The sequence below is a fragment of the Streptomyces sp. NPDC091412 genome (assembly GCF_044756885.1).
Classification (GTDB): Bacteria; Actinomycetota; Actinomycetes; order Streptomycetales; family Streptomycetaceae; genus Streptomyces.
Genome location: NZ_JBIVTV010000023.1, coordinates 41,615 through 60,410, shown reverse-complemented (window position 1 = coordinate 60,410; position 18,796 = coordinate 41,615). Strand labels below are relative to the sequence as shown.

Annotated in this window: 14 protein-coding genes; 9 read left to right on the top strand and 5 right to left on the bottom strand. The window is 72.7% G+C overall.

What is annotated here, in order from left to right; all coding sequences use genetic code 11:
- Nucleotides 1–92 precede the first annotated feature (92 nt).
- A complete protein-coding gene (locus ACIQMV_RS34320) occupies nt 93–1,022 on the top strand; it encodes a biotin-dependent carboxyltransferase family protein (RefSeq protein WP_402597124.1) in 930 nt (309 codons plus the stop codon).
- A 6-nt stretch (nt 1,023–1,028) separates the two neighbouring features.
- Here ACIQMV_RS34320 and ACIQMV_RS34315 read toward each other — a convergent pair whose 3' ends face one another.
- From ACIQMV_RS34315 to ACIQMV_RS34305, 3 genes are all read right to left on the bottom strand, one after another.
- On the bottom strand, nt 1,029–1,736 hold the full coding sequence (locus ACIQMV_RS34315; RefSeq protein ID WP_402597095.1) for an ester cyclase: 708 nt from the start codon (nt 1,734–1,736) through the stop codon (nt 1,029–1,031).
- A 145-nt stretch (nt 1,737–1,881) separates the two neighbouring features.
- Entirely contained in the window at nt 1,882–2,655 is a 774-nt protein-coding gene (locus tag ACIQMV_RS34310) for an SDR family NAD(P)-dependent oxidoreductase (RefSeq protein WP_376500803.1), read from the bottom strand.
- A 120-nt stretch (nt 2,656–2,775) separates the two neighbouring features.
- The gene (locus tag ACIQMV_RS34305; protein ID WP_402597094.1) at nt 2,776–3,456 is read right to left on the bottom strand and encodes an MOSC domain-containing protein; all 681 of its coding nucleotides are present in this window, start codon (nt 3,454–3,456) and stop codon (nt 2,776–2,778) included.
- A gap of 81 nt (nt 3,457–3,537) precedes the next feature.
- Here ACIQMV_RS34305 and ACIQMV_RS34300 point away from each other — a divergent pair, with 81 nt between their 5' ends.
- Entirely contained in the window at nt 3,538–4,446 is a 909-nt protein-coding gene (locus tag ACIQMV_RS34300; RefSeq protein ID WP_402597093.1) for a LysR family transcriptional regulator, read from the top strand.
- A 94-nt stretch (nt 4,447–4,540) separates the two neighbouring features.
- On the opposite strand, the gene ACIQMV_RS34295 is transcribed toward ACIQMV_RS34300, so the two are convergent.
- Nucleotides 4,541–4,870 (bottom strand): WhiB family transcriptional regulator, encoded by a 330-nt coding sequence (locus tag ACIQMV_RS34295; RefSeq protein ID WP_141359287.1) that lies wholly within the window; start codon nt 4,868–4,870, stop codon nt 4,541–4,543.
- Nucleotides 4,871–5,251: 381 nt separating this feature from the next.
- On the opposite strand from ACIQMV_RS34295, the gene ACIQMV_RS34290 reads away from it, so the two are divergent.
- The 4 genes from ACIQMV_RS34290 (at nt 5,252) to ACIQMV_RS34275 (ending at nt 9,892) form a co-directional block, all read left to right on the top strand.
- Nucleotides 5,252–5,863: a response regulator transcription factor gene (locus ACIQMV_RS34290; RefSeq protein ID WP_003948568.1), complete on the top strand. Its 612-nt coding sequence runs from the start codon at nt 5,252–5,254 to the stop codon at nt 5,861–5,863.
- A 515-nt stretch (nt 5,864–6,378) separates the two neighbouring features.
- Nucleotides 6,379–6,966: a sigma-70 family RNA polymerase sigma factor gene (locus ACIQMV_RS34285; protein ID WP_100569800.1), complete on the top strand. Its 588-nt coding sequence runs from the start codon at nt 6,379–6,381 to the stop codon at nt 6,964–6,966.
- 163 nt (nt 6,967–7,129) lie between these two features.
- Nucleotides 7,130–8,638, top strand: coding sequence for an IMP dehydrogenase (gene guaB, locus ACIQMV_RS34280; protein WP_141359285.1), 1,509 nt, complete (start codon nt 7,130–7,132; stop codon nt 8,636–8,638).
- Between the two features lie 129 nt (nt 8,639–8,767).
- The gene (locus ACIQMV_RS34275; RefSeq protein WP_141359283.1) at nt 8,768–9,892 is read left to right on the top strand and encodes a GuaB3 family IMP dehydrogenase-related protein; all 1,125 of its coding nucleotides are present in this window, start codon (nt 8,768–8,770) and stop codon (nt 9,890–9,892) included.
- Nucleotides 9,893–10,121: 229 nt separating this feature from the next.
- On the opposite strand, the gene ACIQMV_RS34270 is transcribed toward ACIQMV_RS34275, so the two are convergent.
- Nucleotides 10,122–11,330 carry a nucleotide sugar dehydrogenase gene (locus ACIQMV_RS34270; protein ID WP_141359281.1) on the bottom strand — a complete coding sequence of 403 codons (1,209 nt, stop codon included), beginning with the start codon at nt 11,328–11,330 and terminating at the stop codon, nt 10,122–10,124.
- A 297-nt stretch (nt 11,331–11,627) separates the two neighbouring features.
- On the opposite strand from ACIQMV_RS34270, the gene ACIQMV_RS34265 reads away from it, so the two are divergent.
- The 3 genes from ACIQMV_RS34265 (at nt 11,628) to ACIQMV_RS34255 (ending at nt 18,650) form a co-directional block, all read left to right on the top strand.
- On the top strand, nt 11,628–13,334 hold the full coding sequence (locus ACIQMV_RS34265; protein WP_402597092.1) for a glycerol-3-phosphate dehydrogenase/oxidase: 1,707 nt from the start codon (nt 11,628–11,630) through the stop codon (nt 13,332–13,334).
- A gap of 256 nt (nt 13,335–13,590) precedes the next feature.
- Nucleotides 13,591–15,720: a serine/threonine-protein kinase gene (locus tag ACIQMV_RS34260; RefSeq protein WP_402597091.1), complete on the top strand. Its 2,130-nt coding sequence runs from the start codon at nt 13,591–13,593 to the stop codon at nt 15,718–15,720.
- Between the two features lie 176 nt (nt 15,721–15,896).
- Nucleotides 15,897–18,650, top strand: a complete 2,754-nt coding sequence (locus ACIQMV_RS34255; RefSeq protein ID WP_402597090.1) for a protein kinase — start codon at nt 15,897–15,899, stop codon at nt 18,648–18,650.
- Nucleotides 18,651–18,796 lie beyond the last annotated feature (146 nt).

Below are 18,796 nucleotides of genomic sequence, written 5' to 3'. Positions count from 1 at the left end.
CGCCCGACACCCGGGCGGCGAGCGCCCCGGCCACGACCACTGCGGCGGCGAGTGTTCCGGCCGAGACCGCCCCGGTCACGGGTGCTCTGGAGGTGACTGGTCCGGCCACGACCGCCCCGGCCGCGAGCGCCCCGCCGACCGGTTCCTGTCTGGAGGTCCTGGCGCCCGGTCCGCTGGCCACGGTCCAGGATCTGGGCCGGCCCGGCTGGGCCCACCTCGGGGTTCCGGGTTCCGGTGCCGCCGACCGGGATTCGCTGGCTCTCGCCAACCGGCTCGTGGGCAATCCCCAGGACGCGGCCGGAATCGAGACCACCTTCGGCGGCCTGCGGGTGCGCGTGCACTGCCGTACGCCGTCGGGGGCGCCGTCGGTGCTGTACGCGGCCCTGACGGGGGCGCCGTGCCCGGCCACCGTCGACGGCCGGTCCGTCCCGGTCGACGCGCCGTTCCCGCTGCACGACGGTCAGACGCTGCACCTGGGCGTACCCGGCACGGGGCTGCGGACGTACCTCGCCGTGCGCGGCGGGCTCGACACGCCGCTGCTGCTCGGCTCCCGCTCCACCGACCTGCTCTCCGGCATCGGCCTCCGGCCCCTGCGCACCGGCGACCGGCTGCCGGTCGGCCGCCCCGTGCTCCCCTTCCCGGGCGTGGACCTGGCTCCTCGCACGGCGCCGCCGCGCGAGTTCACGCTCCGCGTGGTGCGCGGGCCGCGCGACGACTGGTTCGACGACGCCTCGTACGCGGCGCTGCTCGGCGCCCGCTGGGAGGCGACCAGCCGCAGCAACCGGATCGGCATCCGGCTCGACGGCCCGGCCCTGACGCGTGTCCGTGACGGGGAACTCCCGGCCGAGGGCATGGTGCCGGGCGCCCTCCAGGTCCCGCCGAACGGCAGACCCGTGCTGTTCCTCACCGACCACCCCGTCACCGGCGGCTACCCGGTCATCGCGGTCGTCGACGCCGCCGACCTGCCCCTGGCCGGACAGATCCCGCCGGGCGCCACCGTCCGCTTCCGTGCCACCCGGTGAGTCGCGCTACTGCTCCAACTCGTCCAGCGCCCCCAGCTGTTGCAGCAGTCCCAACTGGTCGTGCTGCCACCACAGTTCGGCGATCCTGCCGTTGCCGCCGACACGGAAGACCGTCATGCCGGTCATGGTGACCCGCCTGCCGGTGGGCGCGATGCCGAGGAACTCGCCCTGGTGCGTGGCGGTCCAGCTCCAGCGGGCGCAGACCCGGTCGCCCTGCGCGATCAGGTCCTCGACCGTGAAGGAGGCGTCGAAGGCGTCGCGCCACATGCGGAAGTCGCGGCGGAGGGCGTCCAGGCCGATGGTGACCTGGGGGTTGACGGGGTCGTGGCTGTGGCAGTCCTCGTCGATCAGGTCGTTGAGCGGCGGCAGCTCACCGGCGGTCGTGAGGGTGCCGTAGAAACGGCGCACGGCGAGCTCGCAGAGCTGCTCGTCCCGGACGACGTCCAGGTCCGTGAAGGTGGGCGTCCCGTCGCAGAGGGCGACCAGGTCCCGGAAGATCTCGTCGGTCTCCGGCAGGTTCGAGCTCCGCATCGCCTCCTCGTACGACGGGAACTCCACCAGCTCGACGACGTGGGCTCCGTCCGACCGGTCCTTGCCGACGACCGCGTGCGTCGCGGTCCGCCTGCCCCCGGTCTTCTCGACCCAGCTGTCCAGCAGCCGGTTCATCTCCTCGAACCGGCTGGTCCTGCAGTCGATGAGCTGTACGAAGGTCATGACGCGCCTCCGGTCCCCCGGCCTGGTCCGGCTCTCCGTCAAGGAGGTCCGGGAAGGAAGGATGTTCGTGATGTCCGAGAAGCCCATTTTCCCACCGGGGCGCCGTCGTCACCTCCGTACGTCACCTCACGTCACTTCCGTGACGTCACTGCGGGCCGTACTTGCGGCCCGTCTTCGAGGTGATCCCGCCCAGCAGGCCGCGCGGCGTCACCTTCACCAGGCCCATCAGCGCCTTGTACCGGGGGTCCGGGATGGACAGGGTCTTGCCGTGGGCCAGATCCGTCAGGGCCGCCGCGACCAGCTTGTCCGCGTCCAGCCACATCCAGTTCGGGATGTTGTCCGTGCCCATGCCGGCCCGCTGGTGGAACTCGGTGCGCACGAATCCGGGGCACAGCGCCATCAGCCGTACGCCGCTGCCGGCCAGATCGCGCGCCGCGCCCTGGGTGAACTGCACGACCCACGCCTTCGACGCGCCGTACGTGCCGCGCGGCACGAAGGCGGCCACCGAGGCCACGTTCACGACCCCGCCCCGGCCGCGCTCGCGCATCGCCGCGGTCGCCGCCGACGTCAGCCGCAGCACCGCCTCGACGTGCACCTTGATCATCCTGAGCTCGTCGGCCATCGACACGTCCAGGAAACGGCCCTTGTTACCGAAGCCCGCGTTGTTGACCAGCAGGTCCACGGGGTCCTTGCGGTCGCCCAGCCGGGCGGCGACCGCCTCGATGCCCGTGTCCGTCGCCAGGTCGGCCGTCAGCACCTCCGCCTCGATGCCGTGCCGGTCGTGCAGTTCGGTGGCCTGCTCCGTCAGGCGCGCGGTGTCGCGCGCCACCAGCACCAGGTTGTGCCCGTCGGCCGCCAGCCGCCGCGCGAAGGCGGCGCCGATGCCCGCGGTCGATCCCGTAATCAGAGCCGTTGTCATGCCGAAAGATTAGTGGTCCCCGGCGCGTTGTCCCGATCTCTGCACAGGCCCTCCCGATCGGTGATGTCCACGTGTCCGTCCACATGTCCGTCCAGGTGCCGGCGGGGCGATGACGGCCGGTCAGCCCGCGTATTCGCGCGCGTACTTCCGGGCCGCCGCCAGCGTCTCCGGGCGCAGCGCCGTACCCGCCGCGAGCAGTCGGGGCAGTAGCGGACGCTCGGTCGTCATGGCCCGGAACTCCAGGCCCACGGTCACGTCGTGGTCCGGACGGTGCACGATCTCGACGGGGTCGCCCGCCCGGATCTCACCGGCTTCGAGCACCCGCAGATACGCGCCCGGCGCCGCCCTGCGCGTGAACCGCTTCACCCACCCCTTCTCACCCAGATGGCCCTGGAAGGTGCGACAGGGAATCCGTCCGCTGGTGATCTCCAGGAGCACCGAAGGACCGAACGGCGAGCCGATGCGCCAGCGCTCGCCGATCCGCGCGCCGGTGATGTCCAGGCCCAGCGTGGTGAGGTTCTCGCCGAAGGCGCCGTTGGCCAGCGTCCGGCCCAGCTCGCGCTCCCATGCGTCGAGGTCCTCGCGCGCCACCGCGTACACCGCCTGGTCGTCGCCGCCGTGGTGCCGCGTGTCGCACACCGCGTCCCCGGCCAGCCCGCTCGCGCCGACCCCCTTCGGCCCGGGCGCCGCCACCTGGACCGGCCCCTCCACCGGCCGCTTGCCGATGCCGGTCACGCCTTCCGGCTGGTCGGTGTACGGCACGGCCTCCGGGCGGCCCAGGTTCACTGACAGTAGCTTCATGCGGGCACGGTAGGCGAGGGATGGTCAAAGTGTCGACGCGATAATCCGCCGCTCGCCCAAGTTTCACTTATGCTCGGTGGTGTGATCGAGGCTCGTCATCTCCGTGTGCTGCGCGCCGTGGCAACCACCGGCTCCTTCTCCGCGGCGGGGCGCGAACTGGGCTGCACCCAGCCCGCCGTCAGCCAGCAGATGAAGGCCCTCGAGGCGACCGTCGGCACCCCGCTGCTGATCCGGGCCGGCCGCGAGATGCGCCTGACCCAGGCCGGCGAGGCGCTCGTCCGGCATGCCACGGGCATCCTCGCCGGGCTCACCGCGGCCGAGGAGGAGATCGCCGCCATCGCCGGGCTGCGGGCCGGGCGGGTGCGGCTCGTCTCCTTCCCCAGCGGAAGCTCCACGCTCGTGCCCACCGCGCTCGCCGCGCTGCGCGCCGCGCACCCCGGCACCCGCGTGTCCCTGGAGGAGGCCGAGCCGCCGAGGTCCGTCGAACTGCTGCGCCAGGGCGACTGCGACGTGGCGCTCGCCTTCCGCTACGAGGGGGCCGCGGGCGCGGGGGAGGGCGCCGGGGAGTGGGAGGACCTGGTCGTACGGCCGCTGCTGACCGACCGGCTCGTGGGGCTGGTGCCCGAGCGGCACCGGCTGGCCCGCGCGGGATCCGTCGCCATCGGCGAACTCGCGGGCGAACCGTGGATCGCGGGCTGCCCGCGCTGCCGCGGCCAGCTGGTCCAGGTGTGCGAGGGCGCCGGCTTCACGCCCCGTATCGACTTCGCGACCGACGACTACCCGGCGGTGGTCGGCCTGGTGGGCGCGGGACTGGGGGTCGCGGTCCTGCCCCAGCTCGCGGTCGAGTCGGTACGGCCGAGGGGCGCGCGCACCGTGGAGCTGGAACCGGCGGTGCGGCGGGAGATCGTCGCCCTCACCCTGCCCGACCTGGCACAGGTACCGGCGGTGGCGGCGACGCTGGAGGAACTGGTGCGGGCCGGGGCCCGCTGACACAAGCCGGCACAAGGGGATCGGGTGTCGCGAGGGCACGCGTGGCGCGTGCCCTGCGGCGGCTCAATGCGACCGGATGAGAAGAAACGTTCCTTCAGTTGTCCGAGGCGGGGTCCCCGCTGGTCGACGACGCCGACACCAGCCGGTTCCGTGCCCGCCCCATGAGCTCTTCGCGCTCGTCCTCGGTCAGGCCTCCCCACACTCCGTACGGCTCGCGCACCGCCAGGGCGTGTGCCGCGCACTCCGCACGGACCGGGCACCTCATGCAGACCTCCTTGGCCGAGTTCTCTCGAGCACTCCGAGCCGCCCCGCGCTCACCCTCGGGATGGAAGAAGAGCGAGCTGTCGACCCCGCGGCAGGCAGCCAGCAACTGCCAGTCCCACAGGTCCGCGTTCGGTCCGGGAAGGCGGGAGAAATCTGCCATTACGTGACCCCTTGTAGCCGTTCGTGGCGGATACGGTGCCAACGACCGTACATCTCCGATCTAAGGAGATGAAAATATGACTCATTGCGAATCTAGCTCCAGACACCTAGAAACGGGAAGAAAAGGGGCCAAATGGGGCATAGCTTGTGATGAAAAGTTGAGGGTCTGACGTTCATGTCTGCTCTGTGTCCGTTCCCTCACGTAGAGTGCCGAAGACGGCGTACAGCCCCGTAACTCTTTCGAGTGACCGTCGTTGAGAGTGCGGAGGCGGTTGAGAACACAAGCGCTCGGGCGGGCGTCCGAGACGGTCGACCGCACAGGTGACGATTCCGTACCAGCCTGGAGGCTCAAGGTGACGCGCATCAGCTGCGGAGGACGGCCATGACATCCGTCCTCGTCTGCGACGACTCCCCGCTTGCTCGAGAGGCGCTGCGCCGCGCGGTCGCGACCGTGCCCGGCGTCGAGCGCGTGACGACGGCGGCCAACGGCGAGGAGGTCCTCCGCCGCTGGGGCGCCGACCGCTCGGACCTCATTCTCATGGACGTGCGCATGCCCGGACTGGGAGGCGTCGAGACCGTCCGGCGCCTGCTCTCCGCGGACCCCGGCGCGCGCATCATCATGCTCACCGTCGCCGAGGACCTCGACGGCGTGGCGCTCGCCGTGGCCGCCGGGGCGCGCGGGTACCTGCACAAGGACGCCTCCCGCGCGGAGCTGCGGGCCACGGTGACTCAGGCCCTCGCCGACCCCACCTGGAGGCTGGCGCCGCGTCGGCTGCGCTCGGCCGAGATGGGCGCCGCGCCCACGCTCACCGCGCGGGAGATCCAGGTCCTGGAGGGCATGAGTCACGGCCGCTCGAACGCGGAGATCGGCCGCGAGCTGTTCCTTTCCGAGGACACGGTCAAGACCCACGCCCGCCGGCTGTTCAAGAAGCTCGGCGCCTCGGACCGCGCGCACGCGGTGGCCCTCGGATTCCGCTGGGGCCTGGTCCGCTAGGACCCGGTCGGATCCCGGTCGGATCCCGGTCGGATCCCGGTCGGATCCCGGTCGGATCCCGGTCGGATCCCGGTCGGATCGCCCCGACCCGACGTACCGGCACGCGACGCCACCCCCACGCACGGCAACGAGCGTGGGGGGCGTCCGGTCTGCCGGTCGTGCGGCCGTGCCGCTCGTACGTCTCCACAAGGGCTCCGCGCCCCGGGCTCCCCGGTCCCGGGCGGTCGGGAGGCGGCCGGCGGCCGTCGCGGCCCGGTGAGAGCGTGGGCCCGGACCGCGGATGACGTGCCATACCGCACCGCGGACGCCGGTGGCAAAGCGCCCCGCCGGGTGCCTGCTGCTCGTTTCGCCGCGGATGACGCATCCTTGAGGGTGTGGAGTTCCTCGGGGACGAGTTGGTCGAGCGGAAGGGGAGGGCGCAGGGGATGAGCTTTGCCGCACCTGCTCATAACGCTTCGGTGCACAACCACGAAGGCGGTGCCACGGAACGGACGACGTCAAGGCACCATGGACCGATGCGCGACGACCAGGCGGCACTTGCCCAAGGGGCGATCGGTGCGCTCGTCCACCGCGCCGTCGACGGCGACGAGCAGGCCACGCACGATCTGCTCGCCCGTGTGCATCCGCTGGCGCTGCGCTACTGCCGTACCCGGCTGTCCCGGCTCCCGGGCGACGCCCGGCACTTCGTCGAGGACCTGGCCCAGGAGGTCTGCGTCGCGGTCCTGCTGGCCCTGCCGCGCTACAAGGACACCGGGCGCCCCTTCGAGGCCTTCGTCTTCGCCATCGCCGCCCACAAGGTCGCCGACCTCCAGCGCGCCGCCATGCGGCACCCGGGCTCGACGGCCGTGCCCTCGGACGAGATGCCCGAGCGTCCGGACGACTCCCTCGGCCCCGAGGAGCGCGCCCTGCTCAGCAGCGACGCCGAGTGGGCCAAGAAGCTGCTGGCCAGCCTTCCGGAGAACCAGCGCGAGCTGCTGCTGCTGCGCATCGCGGTGGGGTTGACCGCGGAGGAAACGGGACAGATGTTGGGAATGTCACCAGGCGCGGTCCGGGTGGCCCAGCACCGGGCGCTCAGCCGGCTGCGCGCCCTGGCCGAACAGTAGGCGGCGGTCCCGCCCCGCACGCACGGCTCCGGATGAACACGCACCCGGGCGGTTCCGTACGAACATACGAAGAGCGGAGCCTCCCAGAACCGTGGAATGAGAGAGCCGCGCTTCCCGTTAGCATGGACATCCGCACCGATCAAGGCCATTTGGGGAAGGTGTCATGACTGCCAACGTCGACGGAGTGCCCGAGAAATTCGCGACACTCGGGCTGACCTACGACGACGTGCTGCTGCTGCCGGGCGCGTCGGACATGGCGCCCGACGAGATCGACACCGCCTCGTACGTCTCCAGGAACGTGCGGGTCAACATCCCGCTGCTGTCCGCCGCCATGGACAAGGTGACCGAATCGCGCATGGCGATCGCGATGGCCCGCCAGGGCGGCGTCGGCGTGCTGCACCGCAACCTGTCCATCGAGGACCAGGCCAACCAGGTCGACCTCGTCAAGCGCTCCGAGTCCGGCATGGTGGCCAACCCCATCACCATCCACCCGGAGGCCACGCTCGGCGAGGCCGACGCGCTGTGCGCCAAGTTCCGCATCAGCGGCGTCCCCGTCACCGACCCCGCCGGGAAGCTGCTCGGCATCGTCACCAACCGCGACATGGCCTTCGAGCCGGACCGCTCGCGCCGGGTCAGCGAGGTCATGACGCCGATGCCGCTGGTCACCGGCAAGGTGGGCATCTCCCGCGCGGACGCCATGCAGCTGTTGCGCCGGCACAAGATCGAGAAGCTGCCGCTGGTCGACGACGCGGGCATCATCAAGGGCCTGATCACGGTCAAGGACTTCGTCAAGGCGGAGCAGTACCCCAACGCGGCCAAGGACACCAAGGGACGGCTGCTCGTCGGCGCGGCGGTCGGCGTGGCCGGTGACTCCTTCGAACGCGCCCAGGCCCTGATCGAGGCGGGCGTCGACTTCATCGTCGTGGACACCGCGCACGGGCACTCCCGGCTGGTCGGCGACATGATCTCCAAGATCAAGTCGAACTCGTCCGGCGTCGACGTCATCGGCGGCAACATCGCCACCCGCGACGGCGCCCAGTCCCTCGTCGACGCGGGCGCCGACGGCATCAAGGTCGGTGTGGGCCCGGGCTCCATCTGCACCACCCGCGTGGTCGCCGGCATCGGCGTCCCGCAGGTCACCGCCATCTACGAGGCCTCGCTGGCGGCCAAGGAGGCCGGCATCCCGGTCATCGGCGACGGCGGCCTCCAGTACTCCGGCGACATCGCCAAGGCCCTGGTCGCGGGCGCCGACACGGTGATGCTGGGCTCGCTGCTGGCCGGCTGCGAGGAGTCCCCTGGCGAGCTGCTGTTCATCAACGGCAAGCAGTTCAAGTCGTACCGCGGCATGGGCTCGCTGGGCGCCATGCAGTCCCGCGGCGACCGCAAGTCCTTCTCCAAGGACCGCTACTTCCAGGAGGGCGTCGCCTCCGACGAGCAGCTGATCCCCGAGGGCATCGAGGGCCAGGTGCCCTACCGCGGCCCGCTGTCCTCCGTCGTCCACCAGCTGGTCGGCGGCCTGCGCCAGTCGATGTTCTACGTCGGTGGCAGGACCGTCCCCGAGCTCCAGGCGAACGGCCGGTTCGTGCGGATCACCTCGGCGGGTCTGAAGGAGTCCCACCCGCACGACATCCAGATGACGGTCGAGGCTCCGAACTACAGCAGCAAGAAGTAGCGGCGAGCAGTGACGCACGCGCACGCGTGAGGCGTGCGCAGGGCGGCCCCGGAGCATCCGGGGCCGCCCTTGTCGTGGGTGTCGGCGATACTGGAAGACGCTGCAACGCATCAGGGAAAGGCCACAGACGTGACTGAGATCGAGATCGGGCGCGGCAAGCGCGGCCGCCGGGCGTACGCCTTCGACGACATCGCCGTCGTCCCCAGCCGCCGTACGCGGGACCCGAAGGAGGTCTCCATCGCCTGGCAGATCGACGCCTACCGCTTCGAGCTGCCCTTCCTGGCCGCCCCCATGGACTCGGTCGTCTCCCCGGCCACGGCCATCCACATCGGCGAGCTGGGCGGCCTGGGCGTACTCAACCTCGAGGGCCTGTGGACGCGGTACGAGGACCCGCAGCCGCTGCTCGACGAGATCGCCGAGCTGCCCGCCGAGGCCGCGACCCGCCGCCTTCAGGAGATCTACGCCGCTCCCATCAAGGAGGAGCTGATCGGCGCGCGGATCAAGCAGGTGCGCGACTCGGGCGTGGTCACCGCCGCCGCCCTCTCCCCGCAGCGCACCGCCCAGTTCTCCAAGGCCGTCGTCGACGCGGGCGTGGACATCTTCGTCATCCGCGGCACGACGGTCTCGGCGGAGCACGTGTCGTCCTCGCACGAGCCGCTGAACCTCAAGCAGTTCATCTACGAGCTCGACGTCCCGGTGATCGTCGGCGGCTGCGCCACCTACACCGCGGCCCTGCACCTGATGCGCACCGGCGCGGCCGGTGTCCTGGTCGGCTTCGGCGGCGGCGCCGCGCACACCACGCGCAACGTGCTCGGCATCCAGGTCCCGATGGCCACCGCGGTCGCCGACGTGGCCGCCGCCCGCCGCGACTACATGGACGAGTCCGGCGGCCGGTACGTGCACGTGATCGCGGACGGCGGCGTCGGCTGGTCCGGCGACCTGCCCAAGGCGATCGCCTGCGGCGCCGACTCCGTGATGATGGGCTCCCCGCTGGCCCGCGCCACCGACGCGCCCGGCAAGGGCCACCACTGGGGCATGGAGGCCGTCAACGAGGAGCTGCCGCGCGGCAAGAAGGTCGACCTGGGCACGGTGGGCACGATCGAGGAGGTTCTCACGGGCCCCTCGCACACCCCCGACGGCTCCATGAACTTCTTCGGCGCCCTGCGCCGCGCCATGGCCACGACCGGCTACAGCGAGCTGAAGGAGTTCCAGCGGGTCGAGGTGACGGTGGGGGACTCGCAGCACAAGCGGTAGCCCCACCGCGTCCACGGCCCACGCCAGGGGCCCGGTCACCCGCTCACGCGGGCCCGGGCCCCTTCGCACGTGCCGGGCGTCCGCGCACGTGCCGAGTGTCCGCGCAGGTGGGGGCGCGTATTGCGAGACGGGGGCGCACGGTTTCCCTCGGGGCGAATACGCGGGTAAGGGACCGCTTCCGGCTTCGGCTACCAGCCGCAGAGGCCCGAAGCGGCCGCGCGTGCCCCTTTCACAACCGATGCGCCGCCCCCGTGGGCGCGGCCCCCCGCGTGTCCAGCAGCAGCTGCGCCTTCACCGACAGGCCCTGGAGGTCGTACGTGCGGTGCTGCTGGAGCAGGATCGTCAGGTCGGCGTCGGCCACCGCCTCGTACAGGCCGTCCGCGCGGGGCACGGGCCGGTCACGGACGCTCCACGCGGGCACGTACGGGTCGTGGTAGCTGACCGAGGCGCCGAGGCCCGTCAGCCGGACGGCGATCTCCTCGGCCGGCGTGCCCTGGAGGTCGGCGAGGTCGGCCTTGTACGTGACGCCGAGCAGCAGGACCCGGGCGCCCCGCGCCGACTTGCCGTGCTCGTTCAGCAGGGCGGCGGCGCGCTGGACGACGTAGCGCGGCATGCGGCCGTTGACCTGCTCGGCGAGTTCCACCATGCGCAGCCCGCAGCCCGCGTGGCCGGCCAGGTCCTGCGGGAGGCCGTGGCCGCCGACGCCGGGGCCGGGGCGGAAGGCCTGGAAGCCGTACGGCTTGGTCTCCGCGCAGCGCAGGACGTCCCACAGGTCGACGCCCAGGTCGTGGCAGAGCACGGCCATCTCGTTGACCAGGGCGATGTTGACGTGCCGGTAGTTGGTCTCCAGGAGCTGGACCGTCTCCGCCTCCCTCAACCCTCGTGCGCGCACCACCTTGTCGGTCAACCGCCCGTAGAAGGCCGCGGCCGACTCGGTGCAGGCCGGGGTGAGGCCGCCGATCACCTTGGGCGTGTTGGCCGGGGTGATCCCGCGGTTGCCGGGGTCGACGCGGCTGGGCGAGTAGGCGAGGTGGAAGTCGCGGCCCGCCCGCAGCCCCGAGCCCTTCTCCAGCAGCGGGAGCAGGAACTCCTCCGTCGTCCCGGGGTGCGCGGGCGACTCCAGGATCACGGTGGTGTGCGGGCGCAGCTGCCCGGCGAGCGCGCGGGCGCCGGCCTCCACCTGGCTCAGGTCGATCCCGCCGTCCGCGCCCCGCGGGGTCGGCGCGCAGATCACCGCCGTGCGCACCCGGCCCAGTTCGGCCGGGTTGCTGGCGGGCCGGAAGCCCTCCGCGAGCATCCGGCGCAGTTCGGCGGGGCTGAGGGAGCCCGACTCGTTCCCGGTGCGGTACCCGAGGGTGGGGATGCCGGCGGAGACGGCGGCCTGGGCCAGGGGCAGTCCGAGCGGGCCGAGTCCGATGACGGCGAGATCTGCGGGCATGGCGTGGGCGGTCCTTCCCGGTAACCGAGGTGTGGCGGGCACGCAAGTCCTGTGGGCAAGACGAGCGAGCGCAATGTCAGACTAGGAGTAAATATGACCGTTATGTGGGATTGGCCAGCGTGTTTCTCGGTGGGCCCGCGGAGTTGTCCACAGGCTGGGGGTGACTGGTGGCTGAAGGCGGGCAACCCGGTCAGAATTTGGGCATGGGCAGGAGGCGGGGGGACACGCTAGAGGCATGGGGGAGAACGGGCTTCGCCCGACGGGTGCGGCCGGCGCGACCGACAGCGGGAGGCAGCGGTGAGGACAGCGACACTGGGGCCGGCGCAGCGCGCCGAGGCACTGGCGGGCATGGCCGAGCGGGAGCTGGACATCCTGGTCGTGGGCGGAGGCGTGGTCGGCGCCGGCACCGCTCTGGACGCCGTCACCCGCGGCCTGGCCACCGGCATAGTGGAGGCGCGTGACTGGGCGTCGGGCACGTCGAGCCGCTCCAGCAAGCTGATACACGGCGGACTGCGCTATCTGGAGATGCTCGACTTCGCGCTGGTCCGGGAGGCGCTGAAGGAGCGCGGTCTGCTGCTCGAACGCCTCGCCCCCCACCTGGTCCGCCCGGTGCCGTTCCTCTACCCGCTCCAGCACCAGGGCTGGGAGCGCCTGTACGCCGGGTCCGGCGTCGCCCTGTACGACGCCATGTCGATGGCCCGCGGCCACGGCCGGGGACTCCCGCTGCACCGTCACCTGACCCGCCGTCACGCCCTGCGGGTGGCTCCCTGTCTGCGCAAGGACGCCCTGGTCGGCGCCCTTCAGTACTACGACGCCCAGATGGACGACGCCCGCTTCGTCGCCACCCTGGTGCGCACGGCGGTGTCGTACGGCGCGAAGGCCGCCAACCGCGCCCGGGTCACCGGATTCCTGCGCGAGGGCGAGCGGGTCGTCGGCGCGCGGGTACGGGACGTGGAGGGCGGCGGAGAGTACGAGATCCGCGCCAAGCAGATCGTCAACGCCACCGGGGTGTGGACCGACGACACCCAGGCGATGGTGGGGGAGCGCGGTCAGTTCCACGTCCGGGCCTCCAAGGGCATCCACCTCGTCGTGCCCAAGGACCGCATCAACTCCACCACCGGGCTGATCCTGCGCACCGAGAAGTCCGTGCTCTTCGTGATCCCCTGGGGCCGGCACTGGATCGTGGGCACCACCGACACCGACTGGGACCTCGACAAGGCGCATCCGGCCGCCTCCAGCGCCGACATCGACTACCTCCTGGAGCACGTCAACTCGGTGCTCGCGGTGCCGCTCGGCCGCGACGACGTGCAGGGCGTCTACGCGGGTCTGAGGCCGCTGCTGGCCGGTGAGTCCGACGCCACCAGCAAGTTGTCGCGCGAGCACACCGTGGTCCATCCGGTGCCCGGCCTCGTCGTGATCGCGGGCGGCAAGTACACGACCTACCGGGTGATGGCCAAGGACGCCGTCGACGAGGCGGTGCGCGGCCTCGACATGCGCGTCGCCGACTGCGTCACCGAGGAGATCCCGCTGCTCGGCGCCGAGGGCTACCCGGCCCTGTGGAACGCGCGGGCGCGCATAGCCGCCGAGACCGGCCTCCATGTGGTGCGCGTGGAGCACCTGTTGAGGAGGTTCGGGTCGGCGGCCCGGGAGGTGCTCGCCCTCGTCGCCGAGGACCCGACGCTGGGCGCTCCCCTCAAGGCCGCCGACGACTATCTGCGCGCCGAGATCGTCTACGCCGCCTCCCACGAGGGCGCCCGGCACCTGGACGACGTACTGACCCGGCGTACGCGCATATCCATCGAGACCTTCGACCGGGGCACGCGCAGCGCCCGGGAGGCCGCCGAGCTGATGGCGCCGGTGCTGGGCTGGGACAAGGACCAGATCGAACGCGAGGTCGAGCACTACGACAAGCGGGTGGAGGCCGAGAGGGAGTCGCAGCGCCAGCCCGACGACCTGACCGCCGACGCGGCCCGGCTGGGAGCACCGGACATCGTGCCGTTGTGAACCGGCCGGGGCCCGGCCCGCCGTCCCGCGCGAGACGCACGACACGTGCCGCGAGGATCCGGCGCAGATTATGGCCGGAATGGTCCGAAGGGTCGGCACCCATGGCTGCCCTGTTGTCACGGCCCGTCATGCCCATGCGTGGCACGGCCCGTTCGGCTCCGCCGCCGGGGTGTTTTCAGGGGGCCCCTGGGCGTCGCGTGCTTGTCGGGTGAGAGACAATGGAGGCTCTGTCAGGGCGGGTTGCATGAGGGGACGCATGTCGGACGCGGAGCGGGCGGGCACACCCCGTCAGGACACTCGTCAGGACTCTCTGCAGGACAGGAGTGAGCGTCTTCTCGCCGGGCGCTACCGGCTGGGGAAGGTACTCGGCCGCGGCGGCATGGGCACGGTGTGGCGGGCCGAGGACGAGACCCTGGGCCGGACCGTGGCCGTCAAGGAGCTGCGGTTCCCGTCGAACATCGACGAGGACGAGAAGCGGCGGCTGATCACGCGTACGCTGCGCGAGGCCAAGGCGATCGCGCGCATCCGCGACACCAGCGCGGTGACCGTCTTCGACGTGGTCGACGAGGACGACCGTCCGTGGATCGTCATGGAGCTCGTCGAGGGCAAGTCCCTCGCCGAAGCCATCCGGGAGGACGGGCTGCTGGAGCCGCGGCGGGCGGCCGAGGTCGGGCTCGCGGTCCTCGACGTGCTGCGCTCCGCGCACGGCCAGGGCATCCTGCACCGTGACGTGAAACCGTCCAACGTGCTCATCGCCGACGACGGCCGGGTCGTCCTCACCGACTTCGGCATCGCGCAGGTCGAGGGCGACCCGTCCATCACCTCCACCGGCATGCTCGTCGGCGCCCCCTCCTACATCTCCCCGGAGCGGGCCCGCGGGCACAAGCCCGGACCGGCGGCCGACCTGTGGTCGCTCGGCGGCCTGCTCTACGCGGCGGTGGAGGGCACCCCGCCGTACGACAAGGGCTCGGCGATCGCCACCCTGACCGCGGTGATGACCGAACCGCTGGAGGAGCCCAGGAACGCCGGCCCGCTCAGGGACGTCATCCACGGCCTGCTCAACAAGGACCCGGTCGAGCGGCTCGACGACGCGGGCGCCCGGGCCATGCTCAACGCCGTCGTCAACGCGCCCGAGCAGAAGGACGCCGAGCCGGAGCCGCCCGCGGACGCGACCAAGGTCGTCCCGCTGCCCCCGCAGCCGGACGGGCGTTCCCGCAAAGGCGGTTCGGGACGTTCCGGTCCGGGTTCCGGGAGCAAGCGGGGCGAGGAGGCGGGCGATCGGCTGCGCGGGGCGCTGCGCTCGGTGCGCAAGGGCGCCGTGGCGCCGGGGCCGAACCCCTCGGCGGCAGCCGGGGCCGGTTCCGGCTCGGCATCCGCCGGCACGGGTCCGGCGGGCTCCGGCTCCGCGGCCGGAGCCGGAGCCGGTGCGGAGCCTGCGGCCGGGACGAAGGCCGCGTCCGCCTCGGGCAGTGGCGCCGGTGGTGCGCAGGCGGGGCGGTCCGGTTCGGGGTGGCCCGTGATGGCACCGCCGGACCTGGACCTGCCGCCGCGCCCGGCGCCCAGGGCGTCGCTCACCGACGTGGTGCCGCGGCGGACGCTGGTGATCGTCGCGGTGGTCGTGGTGCTCGCGGTGATCGGCACCGTGCTCGCCTTGACGCTCGGCGGTGACGACAAGGGCGGCGACGACAAGAACGCGGCCGGCCGCACGGTCGCCACCGCCGGTTCGTCCGCGGGCACCTCCACCAAGAAGGACCCGAGCGACGAGGCCGCCACGGGCGGGGACCGGTCCGGCTCCGAGACGGAGGCCGACGGCTCCGGCGGCACACCGGCCACGGACACCGACGCCGGGAAGTCGGGCGAGGGCTCCGGTGCGGGTTCCGATTCCGGTTCTGGTTCCGGTTCCGATGCGGGTTCCGGTTCCGGCGGGGACAGGTCCGGGGACGACGACGGTGCCGCCGTGGCGTCGACGTACAAGGGTGCTCAGGGCTTCTCCATCGGGCTGCCCGAGGGCTGGAAGTACGCGAGCACCGACTCCGCGGGGGTCCGCTTCACCGGCCCCGACGGGCAGCGGCTGCTCGTCGCCTGGACGACCACGCCCAAGGGCGACCCGGTGACCGACTGGACCAACCAGGAGAAGTACATGGTGCGCTCCCAGTACAAGCGGGTGCGCATAGAGAAGGTGGAGTACCGCGGCTGGAACACCGCCGACTGGGAGTTCACCTACGCCGACGGCGGGACCAAGTACCGCACCATAGACCGCGGGTTCGTGGTGAACGACCACCTCGGCCACGCGCTGATGTACAGCGCGAAGGCCGCGACGTGGGACAGCGACCTGCGCAAGAGCACCTGGAAGACGCTGACGGGGACCTTCCAGCCCAAGAAGTAGGGAGCGGATCGGTCCCGCCGTCCGTCGCCGGGGTTCACGGTTCGGCGTGCGAGATCCGGCATCCCGACTTTGCGGGTTGCCTCCGGCACGTATCGTGAGTGGTTGCGGACCGTAAGCATCGGGAACGGGACGCGTGGCGAACGGAATTGACCGACCGTGCGGCCGGGGGAGGCAATGTGGACGACTATGCGGGCCGGGTTCTCGCCGACCGCTACCGCCTGCCGCTGCCTCCGTCCGACGAGTACGAACTGACCGAGACCCGGGCCTTCGACACCTACAGCGGGCAGGAAGTCCTGCTCCGGCAGGTGCCGTTGCCGGAGGTGGTCGAGGCCGAGGTGCTCGACGCCGACGGGCTGCCCGACGGCTTCACCGCGCGCGACGGAGCCTCCCGGCGGGGGCCGGCCCGTACCGGGCGTACGGCGGGCGAGGCCCGTGGCGCCCGTGGGGCGACGCGGCGGCCCACCGATCCGGCGGTGCGGCGGGCGGTCGAGGCCGCGCAGGCCGCGGCGCGGATCCCCGACCATCCTCGGCTCGACCAGGTCTTCGACGTGTTCGCGGAGGGCGGCTCGCTGTGGGTCGTCAGTGAACTGGTGGCCGCGCGGCCGCTGGCCGCACTGCTCGCCGAGAAGCCGCTGACGCCGTACCGGGCGGCCGAGGTCGCCTCCGACATCCTCACGGCGCTGCGCGTGCTGCACGCCCACGGCTGGGTGCACCGCAACATCACCGCCCGCACGGTCCTCGTCTGCGACGACGGCCGCGTGATGCTGACGGGCCTCGCGGTCGGCGCGGCGGAGGAGGCCCTGTGCGGGTACGACCCGGTCCCGGTCCAGGACACCGGGGACACCGGGGACGAGAACGATCCTGACGGCGTGTCCGGCACCCCGGGCGGTTCCACGGACCTCGGCGCCTCGGCCGGTGCGGCCGGCTTCGGCGGATCCACCGAGGTCACGGGCGGCTTCGGCGGTTCCGGGGGCGGCCCGGGCGGTTTCGGGGGCGGCGCCGGCACTCCGTCGGCGGATCCCGAGGCCGCGCGGCGGGCCGCGATCGAGGCGCGAACGGCCGGGCCGCTGCCGCTGCCGGGCCCGGACGCGGGGCCCGGTGCGCCGGGCGCGCCCGCGCTGCGGACGCCTCGGACCGGCGGGGACATCAGGGCGGCGCGGGCCGGGGCGATCGCCGACTACCGCGCCGGCGCGCGGGCGGCAGCCCGGGTGCAGGAGGCACAGCAGAGCGCACGCGCCGAACTTCCCGGCGCCCGCACACCCGTCGAGGGCGAGCCCCGGGCCGCCGGAACCGCCACCCCTCCGGGCCAGATCGCCGACCCCTACGGTGTCCGGGCCCCCGCCCGGAACGGCACCGCCCCGCACCCCGGAGCGAGCAGGGCGCTCCCACCCGCGTCCCCCGACCGGCCCTCCGACGAGCCCGGCCCACACCCGGCCCGCACCACAGGACTGGGAGCCACGCCCGCTCTCGGACCCGGAACCACCCCCGGCCCGGCATCGGACCACGGCGTCGCCGGCCCGGGCCACGGCGGCCCGGTCGCCGGTCACGGCACTTCGGGCGGCGGGTACGTGGTGCCCGCACAAGGCCGGGCCGAGCCCGGCGCGGGCGCGGCGGATGATGCCGGGCGCGTACCGGCCCGTTGGGGCGATCCGGCCGCCGGCGGTCCCGTGCGGCGGGGGCCCGCCACCGCGCTGGCCGCCGAGCGGGCGCGGCAGGCGCGGATGGCCGTGGTCGGTCCGGTGACCGAGCGGTGGGCGCCGGAGCAGGCCGGGCCCGTGCACGAGAACTGGCAGCTGGCCGCGCCCATCGGCCCGGCGACCGACCTGTGGGCACTGGGGGCACTGCTCTTCAGAGCCGTGCAGGGCCACGCGCCCTACCCGGAGGAGTCGACCGCCGAGCTGGTGCAGATGGTGTGCGCCGAGCCGCCCGCGTACGCGGAGGAGTGCGGACCGCTGCGCCCGGTCGTGGAGTCGCTGCTGCGTCAGGACCCCACCGAGCGACTCGACTTCGAGGAGCTGCGCGGCTGGCTGCGCTCGCTGGTGCGCTCCGCGCCCGAGCCGGAGGCCGGCGCGCACGTCATCGCCGCCCCGCCCGCCGATCCCAGCAGGCTGCCCGTCGTACGGCGCCGCGGCGAGCTGGTGCGCAGGCGGCGCGCCGGGCTGCCCGCCCCGCACGGACGGCACAAGCGGCACACGGGTTCGCCGCGGCGCCTGGGCCGCACGCTGCTCCTGCTCATCCTGCTTCTGATGGCCGCCGCCGTCGCCTACGCGATGCTGTTCATGCCGAAGGCAGACCGCGGCGGCGCGGCGGGCGGCGACCGCACCGGAACCGCCGGCGGGGCGAGCCCCGCCCCGGCGCACTCGGGCGACGACGGCGGGAGCGGCGCCCCACAATCCGGCCAGAGCTCCTCCGCGGCGAACAACAGCCCTTCGAAGACCGCCGGTTCGGCCGAGGCGCAGACGACCGCGCCGGACGTCGCCGACGGCTTCACGCTGCGCGAGGATCCGGCCGGTTTCCAGATCGCCGTGGCCAAGGACTGGGCCCGTACGCCCGGCAACGGGCTGGGCCAAGTGATCTATTCCCAGGGCGCGTTCGAGCTGATCGTGGTGCCCGGACGGGACACCGCGGCCGAGTTCGGCGGCGACCCGATGGCGTACCAGCGGGAGAAGGAGGGCGAGTTGCAGGCCTACCGGGACTCCAGCTGGGCCACCTCCTCGGGCCTGCGGACCACCCAGGTCGGCGGACGGACCATGGCCGAGGGGCAGTTCACCTGGACGGACGCGAGCGGGCGGCAGCTGTACGTGCGCAACCTGGCCACCCTGATCGACGGCAAGTACCACGTGGTGCAGGTACGGGGACCCGAGGCCCAGCGGGACCGGGTGACCGCGCTGTACGAGCAGGCTTCGGCGACGTACCGGTACACCGGCTGAAGCGCCGGAACCGCCCGAACCGCCGGAACCGCCCGAACCGCACACTCCGGGGAGCGACAACCGTCACAGTGAGGCTTTCCTGGGACCCCGCCGGTTCCCAGCAGGCGTGCTGGTCCATACGCTGAGCCTGTCAAGACCACTGCGGG

Coding starts and splice junctions, on each gene's coding strand:
- guaB (WP_141359285.1), top strand. CDS start 7,130: ATGACTGCCAACGTCGACGGAGTGCCCGAGAAATTCGCGACACTCGGG.
- ACIQMV_RS34285 (WP_100569800.1), top strand. CDS start 6,379: ATGCGCGACGACCAGGCGGCACTTGCCCAAGGGGCGATCGGTGCGCTC.
- ACIQMV_RS34290 (WP_003948568.1), top strand. CDS start 5,252: ATGACATCCGTCCTCGTCTGCGACGACTCCCCGCTTGCTCGAGAGGCG.
- ACIQMV_RS34315 (WP_402597095.1), bottom strand. CDS start 1,736: ATGACCTTCGTACAGCTCATCGACTGCAGGACCAGCCGGTTCGAGGAG.
- ACIQMV_RS34295 (WP_141359287.1), bottom strand. CDS start 4,870: ATGGCAGATTTCTCCCGCCTTCCCGGACCGAACGCGGACCTGTGGGAC.
- ACIQMV_RS34260 (WP_402597091.1), top strand. CDS start 13,591: ATGTCGGACGCGGAGCGGGCGGGCACACCCCGTCAGGACACTCGTCAG.
- ACIQMV_RS34305 (WP_402597094.1), bottom strand. CDS start 3,456: ATGAAGCTACTGTCAGTGAACCTGGGCCGCCCGGAGGCCGTGCCGTAC.
- ACIQMV_RS34270 (WP_141359281.1), bottom strand. CDS start 11,330: ATGCCCGCAGATCTCGCCGTCATCGGACTCGGCCCGCTCGGACTGCCC.
- ACIQMV_RS34310 (WP_376500803.1), bottom strand. CDS start 2,655: ATGACAACGGCTCTGATTACGGGATCGACCGCGGGCATCGGCGCCGCC.